The sequence below is a fragment of the Achromobacter sp. JD417 genome (assembly GCF_041879325.1).
Classification (GTDB): Bacteria; Pseudomonadota; Gammaproteobacteria; order Burkholderiales; family Burkholderiaceae_B; genus Achromobacter; species Achromobacter mucicolens.
This window is the reverse complement of the sequence record NZ_CP087159.1, coordinates 3,557,421-3,575,797: the sequence shown is the minus strand read 5'-3', so window position 1 is coordinate 3,575,797 and position 18,377 is coordinate 3,557,421. Positions and strand designations below refer to the sequence as shown.

Below are 18,377 nucleotides of genomic sequence, written 5' to 3'. Positions count from 1 at the left end.
ATACGCCGAGTCATACCGAGGAACCTCATATGTCTGCCAGCCAGACCCTGCCTTCCGACCCGATCGACCTTCCCCTGCTGCCGCTGCGCGATGTCGTAGTGTTCCCGCACATGGTCATCCCGCTGTTCGTCGGCCGACCGCGCTCCATCCGCGCGCTCGAGGTCGCGATGGAAGCGGGCAAAAGCATCATGCTGGTGGCCCAAAAGTCCGCCGGCAAAGATGACCCCACGCCTGAAGACGTATACGAGATCGGCTGCGTCGCCGGCATCCTGCAGATGCTCAAGCTGCCTGACGGCACCGTAAAGGTGCTGGTCGAGGGTACGCAGCGCGCCCGCATCAACTCCATCGAAGACGCCGATTCGCACTTCACCTGCCAGGTGTCGCCCATCGAACCGGACGCCATGCAGGGCTCCGAAACCGAAGCCTTGCGCCGCGCCATCGTTGCGCAGTTCGAGCAGTACGTAAAACTCAACAAGAAGATCCCGCCCGAGATCCTCACCTCGCTGGCTGGCATCGACGATGCTGGCCGCCTGGCTGACACGATCGCCGCGCATCTTCCCCTGAAGCTCGAGCAGAAGCAGAAGATGCTCGAGATCACCGGCACCTCCGAACGCCTCGAAGGTCTGCTCACGCAACTCGAAACCGAAATCGACATCCTCCAGGTCGAGAAGCGGATTCGCGGCCGCGTGAAGAAGCAGATGGAAAAGAGCCAGCGCGACTACTACCTGAATGAGCAGGTCAAGGCCATTCAGAAAGAGCTGGGCGAAGGCGAAGAGGGCGCGGACATCGAAGAGCTTGAAAAGAAGATCATCGCTGCCCACATGCCCAAAGAGGCGCGCAAGAAAGCCGATGCCGAGCTCAAGAAGCTCAAGCTCATGTCGCCCATGTCGGCCGAAGCCACGGTGGTGCGCAACTACATCGACACGCTCATCAATCTCCCCTGGAGAAAGAAGAGCAAGATCAACAACTCGATCAGCAACGCCGAAACGGTGCTGGACAACGACCACTACGGTCTCGAAAAGGTCAAGGAACGGATCCTCGAGTATCTTGCCGTGCAACAGCGCGTGGACAAGGTGAAGGCGCCGATCCTGTGCCTGGTCGGCCCTCCGGGCGTCGGCAAGACCTCGCTGGGTCAGTCGATCGCCAAGGCCACGAACCGCAAGTTCGTGCGCATGGCCCTGGGCGGCGTACGCGACGAGGCCGAGATCCGCGGCCACCGCCGTACGTATATCGGTTCCATGCCCGGCAAGATCGTGCAGAACATGTCGAAGGTCGGCGTGCGCAATCCCCTGTTCCTGCTTGATGAAATCGACAAGCTGGGCATGGATTTCCGCGGTGATCCCTCGTCGGCCTTGCTCGAAGTGCTGGATCCGGAACAGAACCATACGTTCCAGGACCACTACATCGAGGTCGACTTCGATCTGTCGGATGTCATGTTCGTGGCGACCAGCAACACGCTGAATATTCCGCCGGCGCTGCTGGACCGCATGGAAGTGATCCGCCTGTCGGGTTACACCGAGGAAGAAAAGATCCACATCGCCCGCGACCATCTGCTGCCCAAGCTGATGAAGAACAACGGCGTGAAGGATACCGAGCTGACCGTGGACGACAGCGCGCTGCGCGATATCGTGCGCTACTACACCCGCGAAGCCGGTGTCCGTGCGCTCGAGCGCGAAGTCGGCAAGATCTGCCGCAAGGTCATCAAGCAATTGCTGACCCAAAGCGATCGCGCCAAGGCCGAGGGCAAGACGCCGGAGGTCAAGGCGGTCAACGTCACGGCCGACAACCTCAGCGACTACCTGGGCGTGCGCCGCTACGCGTTCGGCATGGCCGAAAAGGAAAACCAGATCGGCCAGGTGACCGGCCTGGCGTGGACAGAAGTCGGCGGCGACCTGCTGACGATCGAAGTCGCGGACATGCCCGGCAAGGGCGTCATCCAGCGCACGGGTTCGCTCGGCGATGTGATGAAAGAGTCGGTCGAGGCGGCGCGCACGGTTGTGCGTTCGCGGGCTCGCCGTCTGGGCTTTGCCGATAGCGTCTTCGAAAAGCACGATATGCACGTGCACGTGCCGGAAGGCGCGACGCCCAAGGACGGTCCGTCCGCGGGTATTGCGATCACCACCGCCATGGTCTCGGCGCTGTCGCGCATCCCGGTGCGCGCCGATGTCGCCATGACGGGCGAGATCACGCTGCGTGGTGAAGTCCTGCCGATCGGCGGTCTGAAGGAAAAGCTGCTGGCGGCCCACCGCGGCGGTATCAAGACGGTTCTGATCCCGGAAGAAAACGTCAAGGACTTGGCGGAGATCCCGGATAACGTCAAGAACCACCTTGAGATCGTGCCGGTCCGCTGGATCGACAAGGTGCTGGAACTGGCCTTGGAGCGTCTGCCGGAGCCCCTGGCCGAGGAAGAAGCCGTCAAGGAGCCGCTGGTTGCCAAACCTGCGGAACCTGGCTCGACCGACCCGGTGATGAAGCACTGATGGCGTCTTGAACGCCGGGGCGCCCTCGAAAGAGGGTGCCCGAAGCCGAAAGGCGTCACCAGATCTTGTTGACGCCCGAAAGCAAAAAACCCCGCTCTCATGAGCGGGGATTTCTTTTTGGTGGGCTTGCCTGCCAGTTTGGCCGGGTGGGGTGGGAGCGCCCGCCAGAGAACTGCAGCCTAGTGCAGCGCTTGAGTGCGGATGAGACCCACCGCAATGCCTTCCAGCGCAAATTCCTGATCGGCCTTGACCACGATCGTTTCGAAGTCGGGATTTTCAGGCAGCAGTTCGATATGACCGTTCTGGCGTTGGAGCCGCTTGACCGTGACGTCGTCACCCAGGCGGGCCACCACGATCTGGCCGTTGCGCGCTTCAGAGGCCTTCTTGACGGCCAGGAGATCGCCTTCGAGGATGCCCGCGTCGCGCATGCTCATGCCGCGCACCTTGAGCAGGTAGTCGGGGGCTTGTGCGAAAAGGCTGGGATCCACGCCAACTTCGCGCTCGACGTGCTCGGCTGCAAGGATGGGGCTGCCAGCAGCCACGCGGCCGACCAGCGGCAAGAGAAGCTGGGCGAGGGCGGGGATGGGAAGCGACGATTGCACCGGCGCGGCGGCGGCATCTTTGAGCCGGATGCCGCGTGAGGCGCCAGCCGTGAGTTCGATGGCGCCCTTGCGTGCCAATGCCTTGAGGTGGTCTTCTGCGGCGTTGGGAGAGCGAAAACCCAAGGCCTGGGCAATTTCGGCGCGGGTCGGCGGAAAGCCGGTGCGCGCGACCGTTTGCCTGATGAGGTCCAGGATTTGTTGTTGGCGATCCGTGAGTTTGCTGGCCATGGCGATGATCCGGTGTGAGCGGACTGTACATATATACAGCGCCATTCTGGGGGACGTAGCGCAAAAAAGCAAGCGGGGCACGAGGCCAACAAAAACGGGACCCGAAGGTCCCGTTTCGACTGCTGACGGCGCACTGCCGACGTGATTTACAGCACGGCTGCGATGCCGGCTGCCACCTTGTCGATGTTGCCGCTGTTCAGCGCGGCCACGCAGATGCGGCCGCTGGACACGGCGTAGACGCCGTGTTCTTCGCGCAGGCGGTCCACTTGGGCGGCGGACAGGCCCGAGTACGAGAACATGCCGCGTTGCTTGAGCACGAAGCTGAAGTCCTGCTTGCCGCCGTGTTCCTTGATCTTGTCGACCAGTTGAGCACGCATCAGGCGGATGCGATCACGCATGCCGGCCAGTTCTTCTTCCCACAGGGCAAACAGCTCGGGCGTGTTCAGCACCGTCGAGACGACCGTGCCGCCGTGCGTGGGCGGGTTCGAGTAGTTGGTGCGGATGACGCGCTTGAGCTGGCTCAGCACGCGCGTGGCTTCGTCCTTGCTGCCGGCGACCACAGTCAGCGCGCCGACGCGCTCGCCGTACAGCGAAAACGACTTCGAGAACGACGAGCTGATGAACATGGTCATGTCCATGTCGGCGAACAGGCGCACGACCGCGGCGTCTTCCTTGAGGCCGTCGCCGAAGCCTTGGTAGGCGATGTCCAGGAACGGGACCAGGTTGTTTTCCTTCACGACGGCGGCGATCTGCTTCCACTGGTCGGCGGTGGGGTCAGCGCCGGTGGGGTTGTGGCAGCATGCGTGCAGCACAACGATGGTCTTGGCGGGCGCGGCCTTCAGGTCGGCCAGCATGGCTTCGAAGTTCAGGCCACGGGTGGCGGCGTCGTAGTAGGCGTACGTACCGACTTCAAAGCCGGCGCGTTCGAACAGCGCGCGGTGGTTTTCCCAGCTGGGATCGCTGATCAGCACCTTCGAGCCCGGCAACAGCTGGCGCAGGAAGTCGGCGCCGATCTTCAGGGCGCCGGTGCCGCCCAGGGCTTGCGTGGTCAGCACGCGGCCGGCGGCGGCCAGCGCGGAGTCCTTGCCCAGGAGCAGGGCCTGCGCACCGGCGTTGTAGCCGGCAATGCCTTCGATCGGCAGATAGCCGCGGGCGGCAGCGGCTTCGATGCGGGCGGTTTCAGCCTTGCGCACTGCGCCCAGGAGCGGGATCCGTCCCTGATCATCGTAATACACGCCCACGCCCAGGTTCACTTTACCGGGGCGGGTATCCGCGTTGTATTGTTCGTTCAGACCAAGAATGGGGTCGCGCGGCGCGAGCTCGACGGAATCGAAAAGGGTGCTCATGGGACTCTGATGAGGTGGGTGGACGCAGTACGAGGTGCTGTGGATAATGGGGGGTTTACCCTGGAACAGTCTAGCATGCCTAAGAGCGCAATAGACCCGAGCGCGGGGGCTCCCGCCGCAGGTCCGGGATTCGTCGATTTCCCAGACAGCCCGTTTCATCTCTACCAACCCTATCCGCCGGCGGGAGACCAGCCCACGGCCATCGCAGGGCTGACCCAGGGTGTCGAAGACGGCCTCATGTACCAGACGCTTCTGGGGGTGACCGGGTCGGGCAAGACCTACACCATGGCCAACGTCATTGCGCGCATGGGCCGCCCGGCGCTGGTGCTTGCGCCCAACAAGACGCTGGCCGCGCAGCTCTACGCCGAAATGCGCGAGTTCTTCCCGAAGAACGCTGTCGAGTACTTCGTTTCTTACTACGACTACTATCAGCCCGAGGCCTACGTGCCGACGCGCGACTTGTTCATTGAGAAGGATTCGTCCATCAACGAACACATCGAGCAGATGCGGCTGTCGGCCACCAAGAGCCTGCTCGAGCGCCGCGACACGATCATCGTGGGCACCGTGTCGTGCATTTACGGTATCGGCAACCCCGGCGACTATCACGCGATGGTGCTGATCCTGCGTGCGGGGGACCAGATCGCCCGGCGCGAGATCCTCGCGCGCCTGGTCGCCATGCAATACACCCGCAACGACGCGGAGTTCACGCGCGGGGTGTTTCGCGTGCGGGGCGAAACCATCGATATCTTCCCGGCGGAAAGCGCCGAGCTCGCGTTGCGCGTGACGCTGTTCGACGACGAAATCGAAAGCCTGGAATTGTTTGACCCGCTGACTGGCCGTATCCGCCAGAAGCTGCCGCGCTTCACCGTCTATCCCGGTTCGCACTATGTGACGCCGCGCGACACCGTGCTGCGCGCCATCGAAACCATCAAGGAAGAACTGCGCGAACGCGTCAAGCGCTTCGTTGACGACGGCCATCTGGTCGAGGCGCAGCGTCTGGAGCAGCGTACCCGCTTCGATCTGGAAATGCTGCAGGAGCTGGGATTCTGCAAGGGCATCGAGAACTACTCGCGCCATCTGTCCGGCGCCGCGCCGGGCGAGCCGCCGCCGACCCTGATCGACTACCTGCCATCCGATGCGCTGATGTTCATCGACGAAAGCCACGTGACCATCGGCCAGCTCAGCGCCATGTATCGCGGAGACCGGTCGCGCAAGGAGACGTTGGTGCAGTACGGTTTTCGTCTGCCGTCCGCGTTGGACAACCGCCCGCTCAAGCTCGAAGAGTTCGAAACGCGGATGCGCCAATGTGTGTTCGTATCGGCAACACCGGCCGCGTACGAACAAGAACATGCGGACAACGTCGTGGAGCAGGTGGTGCGCCCCACGGGGCTGGTCGATCCGCTCGTGCAGGTGTTGCCCGCCCGCACGCAGGTGGACGATCTGCTCGGGCAGATCAAGGCGCGTGTCACGCAAGGAGATCGCGTGCTGGTCACGACGCTCACCAAGCGCATGGCCGAAGACCTGACCGACTTCCTGAGCGAGCATGGCGTGAAGGTGCGCTACCTGCACTCGGACATCGATACTGTCGAGCGCGTCGAAATCCTGCGCGACTTGCGCCTGGGCACGTTCGACGTGCTGGTGGGCATCAACCTGCTGCGCGAAGGGCTGGACATTCCCGAAGTGTCGCTCGTGGCCATTCTGGACGCCGACAAGGAAGGCTTCCTGCGTTCGGAGCGCAGCCTCATCCAGACCATCGGCCGCGCGGCGCGCAACCTCAATGGTCACGCGATCCTCTATGCCGACCGGATCACGGACTCGATGAAGCGCGCCATGGATGAAACTGCCCGCCGGCGCACCAAACAGCTGCAATTCAACCTCGACAACGGCATCACCGCTCGCGGTGTGCAGAAGGCCGTGCGCGAGTTGATCGACGGTATCGTGGCGCCCGCCCAGCATGACACGCTGGAGGCCGCAGTGCCCGCCGAACTGCTGAAGGACGAAAAGGCGCTGGCCCGCGAGATCAAGCGTCTGGAAAAGCTGATGATGGATCACGCGCGCAACCTCGAATTCGAGCAGGCGGCCGCAGCTCGGGATTCTCTCAATGCGCTCAAGCAGCGGGTGCTGCTCGATGGGGCGGTGTAGTGGGATATGGATGTTTCAATTCATGTCCAGACGCTTACTGATTCCTGAATAGCCGCAAAAAGTGGTGCGTTGCAATCATGGTGTAACCATTCGGGAATTTTGCGCGGTTTGCATCTCAATGGTTACCTGAATATAAGCTTGCAAGCCCATGATTTTGTTGTGGTTATGCCGGCCTCTGATTTGCGCTGCGTCAATTGCGCGGACGCAAAAAAAGCTTGCCTTATCTCGGGTTTTCCCTCACACTTGCTTCCATGATGACCAAGGTACTTTTCGTTTGCATGGGCAATATCTGTCGCTCGCCGAGCGCAGAGGGCGTGTTTCGCCATTTGGTGAATGACGCGGGTTTGGGCGATGTCGTTCGCATCGACTCCGCGGGCACGCACGCGTTTCATATTGGCGAGGCGCCTGATGCCCGGGCGCAGGCTGCAGCTCGCAAGCGCGGCTACGAGATCACTCACTGCGAGGCGCGTCAGGTCACCGCGGAAGATTTCCGTGACTTCGATCTTATCCTCGCCATGGACTGGGACAATCTGTCCGCCATGCAGCAGCAATGCCCCAAGGCATACCAGCACAAGCTGATGCTGCTGATGCGCTTCGCCAATGAATTCGAAGAAGCCACCGTGCCCGATCCTTACTACGGCGGCGCCGACGGCTTCGGCAAGGTTCTGGATTACCTGGAAGATGCCTGTCAGGGCGTCCTCGAATTGGTCCGCAAGCGCGCTACCCAGTACCAGGCTGCCTGATTGCTTGGTCGTGGAGCCGCTGGCAGAGCGGCTCTTCAGGTATAAGGCAGTGAAAAACCGCGCAGATGCGCGGTTTTTTATAGCCCGGAGCCATACCAAATTAGTCGGGAATAGGCTATACTTGAGCCAATTACTCGGGTATTGACCGCTGGATTCGCTGGCGGCCACTGCCGGAATCACAGGGAATTCACCATGCGGCTAACTACCAAAGGGCGTTTCGCCGTGACTGCCATGATCGACCTGGCTATGCGGCAGCATAGCGGTCCGGTCACTCTTGCGGCCATCAGCCAGCGTCAGAATATTTCGCTTTCGTATCTTGAACAGCTTTTCGGCAAGCTCCGCCGTCACGAGCTCGTGGACAGTGTCCGCGGCCCGGGCGGCGGTTATTCGCTTGCGCGTCTGGCGCGCAACGTGACGGTCGCGGACATCATCTTCGCCGTCGACGAACCGCTGGATGCGACCAGCTGTGGTGGCAAGCGGGACTGTACGAGCGGCAACGACGGCAAGCCGGGCAAGTGCATGACGCACGAACTCTGGGCGACGTTGAATCGCAAGATGGTGGATTACCTGGATTCGGTGTCCCTGCAGGATCTCGTTGATCAGCAGCGTGTGCGCCAACTGCAGGAAGCCACCAATCAAGCGCAGGCCTGCGCAGTGCGTGTGAACCGGGTGGGAGGCGCGACCGCCGCCAACGCCCCAACCACGACTGTGGCTGCCAACGCCACCGTATAAGAAGCATCAGGAGTTGTAGAAATGACCACCCGTCCGATCTATCTGGATTATTCGGCCACGACGCCTGTCGACCCCCGTGTCGTCGACGCCATGGTGCCCTGGCTGTACGAAAACTTTGGCAACCCGGCCTCGCGCAGCCACGCGTTTGGCTGGGAGTCCGAAGAGGCCGTCGAACGCGCCCGCGAAGAAGTCGCCAAGCTGGTCAATGCCGACCCGCGCGAAATCGTCTGGACCTCCGGCGCCACCGAATCCGACAACCTGGCCATCAAGGGCGCAGCCAACTTTTACGCCGAACGCGGCAAGCACATCATCACGGTCAAGACCGAGCACAAGGCTGTGCTTGACACCTGTCGTGAACTGGAACGCCAAGGCTTCGAAGTCACGTACCTGAACGTCAAGGACAACGGCCTGATCGACCTGGATGTCTTCAAGGCTGCGCTGCGTCCCGACACCGTGCTGGTGTCGGTGATGATGGTGAACAACGAAATCGGCGTGATCCAGGACGTGGAAACGCTGGGCGAAATCTGCCGCGAAAAGGGCATCATCTTCCACGTGGACGCCGCTCAGGCGACCGGCAAGGTGGAAATCGATCTGCAAAAGCTGAAGGTCGACCTGATGTCGTTCTCGGCCCACAAGACGTACGGCCCGAAGGGCATCGGTGCGCTGTATGTGCGCCGCAAGCCGCGTATCCGCATCGAAGCGCAGATGCACGGCGGTGGCCATGAGCGCGGTTTCCGCTCGGGCACGCTGGCCACGCACCAGATCGTCGGCATGGGCGAGGCATTCCGCCTGGCCCGCGAAGAAATGGGCACCGAGAACGAGCGCATCCGCATGCTGCGCGACCGCCTCTGGAAGGGCCTGTCGGAAATCGAAGAGGTCTACCTCAACGGCGACATGGACCAGCGCGTGCCGCACAACCTGAACGTCAGCTTCAATTACGTCGAAGGCGAGTCCCTGATCATGGCGATCAAGGAATTGGCGGTGTCCAGCGGTTCGGCCTGCACGTCGGCCAGCCTGGAGCCCTCGTACGTGCTGCGCGCCCTGGGCCGCAACGATGAGTTGGCGCACAGCTCGATCCGCTTCACGCTGGGTCGTTTCACGACCGAGAAGGAAGTGGACTTTGCGGTCGAGCTGCTCAAGAGCCGGGTTGGCAAGCTGCGCGATATGTCGCCGCTGTGGGAAATGGCCAAGGAAGGCATCGACTTGAACACCGTGCAGTGGGCCGCGCACTAAGCGCCCGCGCCTCGAAATACGTGGAGAATTAACATGTCTTACAGCACCAAAGTTCTGGATCACTACGAAAATCCCCGCAACGTCGGTTCGTTCGACAAGTCGGACGAGTCGGTGGGCACCGGCATGGTCGGCGCGCCGGCCTGTGGCGACGTCATGAAGTTGCAGATCAAGGTGAACGAAGCCGGCGTGATCGAAGACGCGCGCTTCAAGACCTACGGCTGTGGCTCGGCCATCGCTTCCAGCTCGCTCGTCACCGAGTGGGTCAAGGGCAAGACGCTGGATCAAGCGATGAGCATCCGCAACACGCAGATCGCCGAAGAGCTGGCCCTGCCGCCGGTGAAGGTGCACTGTTCCATCCTGGCCGAAGACGCGATCAAGGCCGCGGTGCAGAACTACAAAGAAAAGCATTCGGCCACTGCCGAAGCTGTGGCGGGCTGATCATGTCCGTTACCCTGACCCAACAGGCTGCCACCCATATCGGCCGCTACTTGCAGAAGCGCGGAAAGGGTATCGGCTTGCGGCTCGGCGTTAGGACGACGGGCTGTTCCGGCATGGCCTACAAGTTGGAGTATGTCGACGAGGTTGAGGCGGAAGATGTCGTCTTCGAGAGTTTTGGCGTGAAGGTCTTCATTGACCCCAAGAGCCTTTCGTATCTCGATGGCACGGAGCTGGACTATGCCCGCGAGGGCCTGAACGAAGGCTTCAAGTTCCGCAACCCCAACGAGAAGGCGACCTGCGGCTGCGGCGAGTCGTTCACGGTGTAAGTCTTGGCTGGTGACGATCACTTCAGCCTGTTTGGCTTGCCGGCACGTTTCGACCTGGACGGCCAGACGCTTGAACACGCCTGGCGCAGCGTCGCCGCGAAGGTTCACCCCGACCGGTTCGCGACGGCCAGCCCTGCGGAGCGCCGCGTGGCGATGCAGTGGGCCGCCCGCGCCAACGAGGCATATCGCGAATTGAAGGACCCGCTGCTGCGGGCGCGCTACCTGTGCGAGCAGGCGGGCGTGGACCTTCAGACGGAAAGCAACACGTCGATGGACGCGGCCTTTCTGATGCAGCAGATGACCTGGCGCGAGATGCTGGACGATGCGCGTGATGACGCCGGCGTGCTGGACACGCTGCAAGCCGAGCTGGACGCGGCGCGCGCCGAAATGCGAGCCACGCTGACGCGCCTCCTGGATGAGGAACGCGATTACGCGGCTGCCGGGCGCAAGGTGCGGGAATGGATGTTCGTGGAAAAGCTGGCGCAGGAGCTGGCCAACGTGCAGCCCGCGGGATAGCCAACGGCGCGCTGGGGCGTGCCCGACACGGGCGCCTGCACGGCGTGGCCTACTGACCAGAAGAAAGAATCATGGCCTTATTGCAGATATCCGAGCCCGGCGAATCGCCCGCGCCGCACCAGCGCAAGCTGGCGGTCGGGATTGACCTGGGCACCACCAATTCGCTGGTTGCTGCCGTGCGCAGCAGCGTTGCCGAAGTGCTGCCTGACGCGCAAGGCCATGCCTTGCTGCCGTCGGCAGTGCGTTATTTCCCTGGCGGCAAGGTCACGACCGGCCGTGAGCCCCTGGCCCAGCAAGCCGAGGATCCGCTGAACACGGTCGTCTCCGTGAAGCGTTTCATGGGCCGGTCGCTGGAAGAGGCGCGCGCGACGCGTGCGCCGTATGAATTCGTGGATGCCCCCGGCATGGTGCGGATCCGCACGGCGCAGGGCGATCTGAGCCCGGTTGAAGTGTCCGCGCAGATCCTGGCGGTGCTGCGCCAGCGCGCCGAAGACGTGCTCGGCGACGAACTGGTGGGTGCGGTCATTACCGTGCCCGCGTATTTTGATGACGCACAGCGTCAGGCCACGCGCGACGCCGCGCGCTTGGCGGGCCTGAACGTTCTGCGCCTCTTGAATGAGCCGACCGCGGCCGCGATTGCCTACGGCCTGGACAATGCTGCCGAGGGTGTTTACGCGGTTTATGACCTGGGCGGCGGCACATTCGATATCTCCATCCTGCGCCTGACGCAGGGTGTGTTTGAGGTGATCTCCACGGGCGGCGATACGGCGCTTGGCGGCGACGACTTCGATGTCCTGATCGCGGACCACGCCGTGGCGAAACTGGGCTTGGGCGAGCTGTCGCCCGCCGAGCGCCGGGGCTTGCTGATGGCCGCGCGCGCCGCTCGTGAAACGCTGTCGGATTCCGACGTGACGAGCCTGAAGCTGACGCTGTCGGGCGGACGCGATGTCGCGCTGACGCTGACCCGTGACGAATTCGAATCCCTGGCTCAGCCGCTGATCGAGCGCACGCTGGACACGGCGCGCCGCGCGCTGCGCGATGCGGCGCTCAAGCCGGCCGACGTGCGCGGCGTGGTGATGGTGGGCGGCGCCACGCGCATGCCCGTCGTGCGCGCTGCCGTGGCCAAGGTGTTTGGCACGGAGCCGCTGACCGATCTGGATCCCGACCAGGTGGTGGCGCTGGGCGCCGCGCTGCAGGCCAATCTGCTGGCGGGCAACCGTGCGCCGGGCGAGGACTGGCTGCTGCTGGACGTGATCCCGCTGTCGCTGGGTCTGGAAACGATGGGCGGCCTGGTCGAACGCATCATCCCGCGCAACAGCACCATTCCGGTCGCGCGCGCGCAGGAATTCACGACCTTCAAGGATGGCCAGACGGCCATGAGCATCCACGTGGTGCAGGGCGAGCGCGATCTGGTGTCGGATTCCCGTTCGTTGGCGCGCTTTGAACTGCGCGGCATTCCGCCCATGGTGGCCGGTGCGGCGCGTATCCGTGTGACCTTCCAGGTGGACGCGGACGGCCTGCTGAGCGTCACCGCGCGCGAGCAAAGCCAGGGCGTCGAGGCGATGGTGTCGGTCAAACCGTCGTACGGCTTGTCCGATGACGAGATCGCCAAGATGCTGGCCGACAGCGTGGCGCAGGCCGACACCGATGCGAAGGCGCGTATGTTGCGCGAGCAGCAGGTGGATGCGCGTCAGCTGGTGGAATCGGTGCAGGCCGCGCTGGCCGTCGACGGCGACCTGCTGGACCCGGATGAACGCAAGCGCGTGGATGAATGCCTGCAAGGGGCCATTGCTGCGCAGCAGGCGCAGGACGTGGACACCGTGACCCAAGCCGTGCAGGCCCTGTCGGCCGCGACGGATGAGTTCGCCGCGCGCCGCATGGACCGCAGTATCCGCGCCGCGCTTGCCGGCCGCAAACTTGACGAAATCGCCTGATAAGAAGTTATGCCGAAACTGACTGTATTGCCTCATCCCGACTACTGTCCCGAAGGCGCGGTGATCGAAGACGCGCCCAAGGGGGTGTCGATCTGCCGTGTGCTGCTGGATAACCACATCGATATCGAGCACGCGTGCGAACTGTCGTGCGCCTGCACGACCTGTCATGTGGTGGTCAAGCAAGGGTATTCGTCGCTGGAAGACGCAACGGACGACGAGGAAGACCTGCTGGACAAGGCCTGGGGCCTGACCCCGACCTCGCGGCTGTCGTGCCAGGCGCTGGTAAGCGACACCGACCTGACGGTCGAGATTCCGAAGTACACGATCAATCACGCCAAAGAGGGTCATTGATGAAGTGGACCGACACCTACGAGATTGCCACCGCGCTGTACGACGCGCATCCTGACGTCGACCCCAAGGCGCTGCGCTTCACGCAGTTGCGCGACTGGGTCATGGCTTTGCCGGGCTTTTCCGACGATCCCGCGCACTGTGGCGAGAAGATCCTGGAGGCCATCCAGATGGCCTGGATCGACGAAGCCGACTGAACGTGATTTGCCTAGAGCGCTCCCTTTCCGGGAGCGTTTTTTTTGGGCGCGGCCGCGCCGCGCCGTTGGCCGGCGATGGTCTGCCGCCGTGTTTGACATGCCGGCGTCGCGCAGGCCACGGTATCATCGGGGATCCGTTTGTTGTCCTTTCCAGCCGAGTCTACCGATGCCCGCTGCCCAACTGCGTTTTGGCCTGGCCGCCAATCGTTTGCACCACGAAACCCCCGACGCTGCCTTGTTCACCTGGCTGCGTTCGTGCTCGTCCACCATCCGCGAGCTGGGCGTGCAGTTGCACACGGTGGGGCGCACCCATGATGCGATCGTGCGCGAGGGCATGTTGCAGGGTTACTCCGGCCTGATTCGCTATCCGTACGGCCGCGAGGGCGGTCTGATGAAGCTGGTGGCGCGCGTGACCGAAGGCCGCGATGGCCAGGCGCCGTTCGACGGCGCGATCTACCTGATTGATCCCGTGGATCCGTCCTCGATTTTTCCGGAAGCGCTTGCGCTCAAGCGGCAGTGCATCACGCATGGCCGGCCTTTCATTTCGACGCTGGCCGGCGCCATCGAATGGATGGAGGTCGAACGCATCCATGCGGGTCTGGCGCCGGACGCGTCTGTGTCGCGCCATTTCAATTTCTCGGGCCAGACGCTGGCGATGATCGCCCACGATGCGCTCAAGGACGAAATGGTGGCCTTTGCCAGCGAGCACTTCGATGTGCTGTCCCGGTTTGCGCGGCGCGTGGCCACGGGCACGACGGGCGGCCGCCTGAACGAGCTGGCCTGGTCGCGCGGTTGGCCCAAGGATACGCCGTGGGTTCACCGTTACCTCAGCGGCCCGCTGGGCGGCGATGCGCAGATTGCCGAATTGGTGCTGGAGCACCAATGCCAGCGCGTCATCTTCTTCGAAGACCCCCACGTCGCGCGCCAGCACGAGGCCGACATCCAGTTGCTGGAACGCGCGGTGCGCGTGGTGACCGAGTCCGCCACCTGCGCCACGTCTCCCACCGTCGCGCGCCGTTGGGCGCAAGCCGTCGAAAAACGCGGCATCTGACCGCTACGCGCGCGTCGCGGCCGGGCCAGCGCCGGTGATGATGCGAGCGACGCGGTCCGCGACGGCCGCTGCCGCCATCGATAGCGGCAAGACATCCGAGCGGCACAGAAAGACCGGACGCGTCAGCCTGGGCCTGGCGATCCGGCGCAGCACGACCAGGCCGCGGGCGGCTTCCTGGCGGACGGCCTCGTAAGACAGGATCGTACTGGCGACGCCGGCCTGCGCCAGCTCGATGAGCTGCGGAATGGCGTTGGCCTCGGCAATGATGCGGAATTGCACCTGTTCGCGCTGCTGGTATTGGTCTAGCAGCCGGCGCAGGCTATGCGGATTGCCTGGCAACACCAGCGGCAGCGCCGACAACGCGCGCAGGCTGATGGACGGTAGCCCAGCGAGATCCGATGCCGCGCGCTTGCTGGGCTTTGCCGCGGGCGGCGACACCACGACCAGCTCTTCGTCGATCAGATGCTGAAATCGAAGGTCGACCGACGCCTCGTCGCTGAACGTGAGCCCCAGGTCGGCGTGCCCCGAGCTGACAAAGCCGGGAATGTAGCCGGTGCTGGACTCGATGATCTTCAGATAGACGCCCGGCCATTGGGCGAGGGAAAAGCGCAGGAGCGGCACGGTCAGCAGCTTGGCCATCGACATCGACATTGCCAGCGATACCGTTCCGCGCGGGGCGTTGATGTCTTCGCGCACGTCCGCGCGCGCCGCGTCGATGCGGCCAAGGATCTCGCGCGCATGCGCCAGCAGCCGTGAACCGGCGGCGGTGGGCGTGACGCCACGCGCGCTGCGATGCAGCAGCACGACGCCCAGATCTTCCTCGAGGTTGCGGATCAGCAGGCTGAGCGCCGGTTGGGCTACGTGCAAGGCGGCGGCCGCACGGCTGATCGAACCCGTTGAAACCACGGCGACAAAGCACTGCATCGCACGGATGGACATGGACATGAGAGGGCTCCGGACGGTGCGGACCATCATGTTTTTGTTATGGCCTGCATATTTAAACGGTATTTCTAATATATCAATCCGCTTTCCATAATGAGCGTCATCCAAGAAAAATCACAGGAGACAACATGACGCTCAACAAACTATTCGCTGCCTGCCTTGCTTCGGCGGCGGTGTCGGCCCCCGCGTTTGCAGATGCCTGGCCCGCCAAGCCCATCACGCTGGTCGTGCCGTTTTCCGCGGGCGGGCCGACCGATTTCATCGCGCGCCTGGTGGCCGAGCCGCTGGCGCGCGAACTGGGCCAGCAGGTCATCGTGCAGAACAAGCCGGGCGCGAGCGGGAACGTGGGCTATCAGAGCGTGCTCAATGGCCCGGCCGACGGCTACACGCTCATGCACAACACGGTGGCCATGCAGGCCATCAATCCGTTGATGTACCCCAGCGCAAAGATGCATCCGGCCAAGGATTTCGTGCCCGTTGGCACGACAGGCGCCATGCCGAACCTGCTGGTCGTCAACCCCGAGCGCACGCCCGTCAAGACGCTGGCTGAACTGGTGGAGCGCGGGCGCAGCGCGCCGCAGGGCTTGAGCTACGCCACGTTTGGTCCGGGCAGCTCGCCGCACGTGTATGGCGCCTCGCTGCAGAAACTGGCCAATTTTCAGGCCGTGGGCGTGGCTTACAAAGGCAGCGCCAACGCCGTGACGGACGTGATCGGCGGTCAGGTCGACTTTCTGTTCGACAGCATGTCCACCAGCATCGGCCAGGTGCAAGGCGGCCGGCTCAAGGCGTTGGCGATCACGTCGGCGGCGCGTTCGCCGCTGTTGCCGGATGTGCCGACGCTGAAGGAGGCGGGCTATCCCGCCCTGGATCTGAAATTCTGGTTCGCGCTGCAGACGCCTGCCGGCACGCCGGATGACGTGGTGCAGAAACTGCGTGCCGCGGTCGCGAAGGTGGTGGCCAGCGACGCTTACCGCCAGGCCATGCAGGAGCGGGGCGCGGAGGCCTTTCAGGTGGCGCCGGCCAAGCTTGACGAGTTCTTCAAGCAGGAAACCGCGCAATGGACGCAGGCGGCGAAGACGATCGGGCTGAAGGCGGAGCAGTGAACATGGAAGGCAGGCATCGCATGACGCCATTGAAGAACATCACGGTCCTGGATCTGAGCAAGGTGCTGGCCGGACCGTTGTGCGGGCAGTATCTGGGCGAACTGGGGGCGCGCGTGATCAAGGTCGAGCCGGTGGGCACGGGCGACGACACGCGCGCGTGGCTGCCGCAGGAGGCCGGCGAATCCGCGACGTTCCTGGCGGTCAATCACAACAAGCGCAGCCTCGCGGTGGACCTGAAGACCGAAGCGGGGCGGGCGGTGGTCCATCGACTGGCCGGCCAGGCCGATGTCGTGCTGCAGGGCTTTGGCGGCAAGACCGCGGCGCGCCTGGGTGTCGATTACGAGACGCTGAGCCGCCTCAATCCGCGTCTCGTGTACTGCGAGATCTCGGGCTACGGCCGTGAAGGGCCGATGGGCGACGAGCCGGGCTACGACGTCATGCTGCAGGCCTTCAGCGGCATGATCAGCACGATGGGCGAGCCGGATGGCAATTTTGCGCGCGCCAGCTTTTCGCCGGTGGATCTGGGCACGGGATCGTTTGCGCTGAGCGGCATTCTGGCGGCGCTGCTCGAGCGCGGGCAGACGGGCAAGGGGCAATACCTGGATGTGTCGCTGCTGGATACGTCGCTGGGGCTGATGTCTTACATGGCGCAGAATTATTGGCGCACGGGGAAGGTGCCGCGCCGGATGGGCACGGGCCATCCCGCCATGTGTCCGTATCAGGCGTTTCGCGCGTCCGATGGCGACCTCATGCTGGGTGTGGGCAATGACGCGCAGTGGCAGCGCTTCTGCGCGGCGGCGGGGTTGCAGGAATATGTGAACGATCCGGCGTTTGCGACCAATGCCGAGCGAGTCCGCAACTTTGATGCGACCGTCGCCCTGGTGCAGTCGCGCATCGAAACGCGGTCGGTGGCGCAATGGCTGGCATTGCTAAAACCAAAGGGAATCGCGTGTTCGGCGATCCATACGCTGGACCAGGCGTTGGCGCATCCGCAGGTCGCGGCGCGCGAACTGATCGTGACGACCGAGCATCCGGCGCTAGGCGAAGTGCGCAATATAGGCCTGCCCGTGCGTTTTGGGCGGCAGCCGCGCAAGGCCGCGCGGCCCGCGCCGATGTTGGGCGAGCACAGCCGTGAAATCCTGGCGGAGCTGGGCTTTGAGGCAAGCGAGATTGCCGCGATGCTGGTCAGTGGCAGCGTGCAGCAGCACCCCTTCGATAAAGGAACGGCATGAATCCGGTGCGTTACGAAGTCCGCGATGGCATTGCGGAAATCCACCTATGCCATCCGCCCGTCAACGCGCTGGACGTGGGGGTGCTGGACGCGCTGATTGGTGCGCTGGAAAATGCGAATGCGGATGCGGGCGTGCGGGCAGTGCTGCTGGCCAGCAGCCTGCCCGGGCGATTCTGCGCCGGGCTGGACATGAAGCAGCTGCTGCAAAGCACGCCCGCGCGTGTGCGGGAGTTGCTGACCCGGCTCTACATCAAGCTGTATGACGCGCAGTTCAACCTGACCAAACCATCCATTTCGGTGGTGTCTGGGGCCGTGCGCGGCGGCGGCATGACGGTGGCGATTTCCAGCGACATGATCGTGGCCGCCGACAGCGCGACGTTTGGCTACCCGGAGATCGACGTGGGCGTGCTGCCCGCCATTCATTACGTGCATCTGCCGGCAGTGGTGGGCAAGCATCGGGCGTTCGATCTGCTCTTTACCGGCCGCACGTTCAGTGCCGGCGAGGCGCAGGCGATGGGGCTGGTGTCGCGTGTCGCCGCCGAAGCCGAACTGCTGGACGAGGCGCGCACGCTGGCTCGGTCGCTGGCGCAGAAGCCGCCGGAGGTCCTGGCGATGGGCCGGCGCGCGTTCGTGTACAGCAACGACAACGAGTATCGGCGCCGGGTGGCCACGGCGGTGGAAGTGTTCTGCAACGCCGCGGCCACGCCAGAGGCGCGCGAAGGCTTGAGCGCCTTCGTGCAGAAGCGGGCGCCCGACTGGGCAAGCGTCGGCGAGACGCGCTAACG

18 protein-coding genes are annotated in these 18,377 nt (G+C 63.7%); 15 read left to right on the top strand and 3 right to left on the bottom strand.

The genetic code is table 11. From position 1 onward, the window contains the following. Positions 1-29: 29 nt before the first annotated feature. Positions 30-2,480 (top strand): endopeptidase La, encoded by a 2,451-nt coding sequence (lon, locus tag LN047_RS16445; protein WP_056318855.1) that lies wholly within the window; start codon positions 30-32, stop codon positions 2,478-2,480. A 179-nt stretch (positions 2,481-2,659) separates the two neighbouring features. Here lon and lexA read toward each other — a convergent pair whose 3' ends face one another. Both lexA and LN047_RS16435 read right to left on the bottom strand, forming a co-directional pair. Further along, positions 2,660-3,310, bottom strand: coding sequence for a transcriptional repressor LexA (lexA, locus tag LN047_RS16440; protein ID WP_062840730.1), 651 nt, complete (start codon positions 3,308-3,310; stop codon positions 2,660-2,662). 146 nt (positions 3,311-3,456) lie between these two features. Beyond that, positions 3,457-4,656 (bottom strand): amino acid aminotransferase, encoded by a 1,200-nt coding sequence (locus LN047_RS16435; protein WP_056318860.1) that lies wholly within the window; start codon positions 4,654-4,656, stop codon positions 3,457-3,459. 75 nt (positions 4,657-4,731) lie between these two features. Between LN047_RS16435 and uvrB the strand changes: the two genes are divergently transcribed. From uvrB to LN047_RS16380, 11 genes are all read left to right on the top strand, one after another. Next, positions 4,732-6,798: an excinuclease ABC subunit UvrB gene (gene uvrB / locus LN047_RS16430; RefSeq protein WP_373979608.1), complete on the top strand. Its 2,067-nt coding sequence runs from the start codon at positions 4,732-4,734 to the stop codon at positions 6,796-6,798. Between the two features lie 251 nt (positions 6,799-7,049). Continuing rightward, a complete protein-coding gene (locus LN047_RS16425; RefSeq protein WP_006386176.1) occupies positions 7,050-7,541 on the top strand; it encodes a low molecular weight protein-tyrosine-phosphatase in 492 nt (163 codons plus the stop codon). 192 nt (positions 7,542-7,733) lie between these two features. After that, on the top strand, positions 7,734-8,273 hold the full coding sequence (gene iscR / locus LN047_RS16420; protein ID WP_056318865.1) for a Fe-S cluster assembly transcriptional regulator IscR: 540 nt from the start codon (positions 7,734-7,736) through the stop codon (positions 8,271-8,273). Between the two features lie 21 nt (positions 8,274-8,294). Then, positions 8,295-9,506 (top strand): IscS subfamily cysteine desulfurase, encoded by a 1,212-nt coding sequence (locus LN047_RS16415; RefSeq protein ID WP_180098478.1) that lies wholly within the window; start codon positions 8,295-8,297, stop codon positions 9,504-9,506. 33 nt (positions 9,507-9,539) lie between these two features. Beyond that, positions 9,540-9,944, top strand: a complete 405-nt coding sequence (gene iscU / locus LN047_RS16410) for a Fe-S cluster assembly scaffold IscU (RefSeq protein WP_056318871.1) — start codon at positions 9,540-9,542, stop codon at positions 9,942-9,944. Between the two features lie 2 nt (positions 9,945-9,946). Then, entirely contained in the window at positions 9,947-10,270 is a 324-nt protein-coding gene (gene iscA / locus LN047_RS16405) for an iron-sulfur cluster assembly protein IscA (protein WP_056318874.1), read from the top strand. A gap of 3 nt (positions 10,271-10,273) precedes the next feature. Further along, the gene (gene hscB / locus LN047_RS16400; RefSeq protein WP_373979604.1) at positions 10,274-10,786 is read left to right on the top strand and encodes a Fe-S protein assembly co-chaperone HscB; all 513 of its coding nucleotides are present in this window, start codon (positions 10,274-10,276) and stop codon (positions 10,784-10,786) included. Between the two features lie 71 nt (positions 10,787-10,857). Next, positions 10,858-12,720: a Fe-S protein assembly chaperone HscA gene (gene hscA, locus LN047_RS16395; protein WP_280022907.1), complete on the top strand. Its 1,863-nt coding sequence runs from the start codon at positions 10,858-10,860 to the stop codon at positions 12,718-12,720. Positions 12,721-12,729: 9 nt separating this feature from the next. Next, complete coding sequence (gene fdx, locus LN047_RS16390) at positions 12,730-13,071, top strand: ISC system 2Fe-2S type ferredoxin (protein ID WP_175234281.1); 342 nt, start codon at positions 12,730-12,732, stop codon at positions 13,069-13,071. Next, a complete protein-coding gene (gene iscX / locus LN047_RS16385; RefSeq protein WP_175234282.1) occupies positions 13,071-13,265 on the top strand; it encodes a Fe-S cluster assembly protein IscX in 195 nt (64 codons plus the stop codon). The genes fdx and iscX overlap by 1 nt, the downstream gene beginning before the upstream one ends. A gap of 166 nt (positions 13,266-13,431) precedes the next feature. Further along, positions 13,432-14,316 carry a methylglyoxal synthase gene (locus LN047_RS16380; protein WP_056318885.1) on the top strand — a complete coding sequence of 295 codons (885 nt, stop codon included), beginning with the start codon at positions 13,432-13,434 and terminating at the stop codon, positions 14,314-14,316. A 3-nt stretch (positions 14,317-14,319) separates the two neighbouring features. On the opposite strand, the gene LN047_RS16375 is transcribed toward LN047_RS16380, so the two are convergent. After that, positions 14,320-15,261 carry a LysR family transcriptional regulator gene (locus LN047_RS16375; protein WP_373979601.1) on the bottom strand — a complete coding sequence of 314 codons (942 nt, stop codon included), beginning with the start codon at positions 15,259-15,261 and terminating at the stop codon, positions 14,320-14,322. A 125-nt stretch (positions 15,262-15,386) separates the two neighbouring features. Between LN047_RS16375 and LN047_RS16370 the strand changes: the two genes are divergently transcribed. The 3 genes from LN047_RS16370 to LN047_RS16360 are packed head-to-tail and all read left to right on the top strand — an operon-like array spanning position 15,387 to position 18,375. Further along, entirely contained in the window at positions 15,387-16,361 is a 975-nt protein-coding gene (locus LN047_RS16370; RefSeq protein ID WP_373979600.1) for a Bug family tripartite tricarboxylate transporter substrate binding protein, read from the top strand. A 20-nt stretch (positions 16,362-16,381) separates the two neighbouring features. Beyond that, the gene (locus tag LN047_RS16365; protein WP_180098820.1) at positions 16,382-17,593 is read left to right on the top strand and encodes a CaiB/BaiF CoA-transferase family protein; all 1,212 of its coding nucleotides are present in this window, start codon (positions 16,382-16,384) and stop codon (positions 17,591-17,593) included. Next, positions 17,590-18,375: an enoyl-CoA hydratase/isomerase family protein gene (locus LN047_RS16360; protein WP_373979598.1), complete on the top strand. Its 786-nt coding sequence runs from the start codon at positions 17,590-17,592 to the stop codon at positions 18,373-18,375. Before LN047_RS16365 ends, LN047_RS16360 begins: the two co-directional genes overlap by 4 nt. Positions 18,376-18,377: the final 2 nt, after the last annotated feature.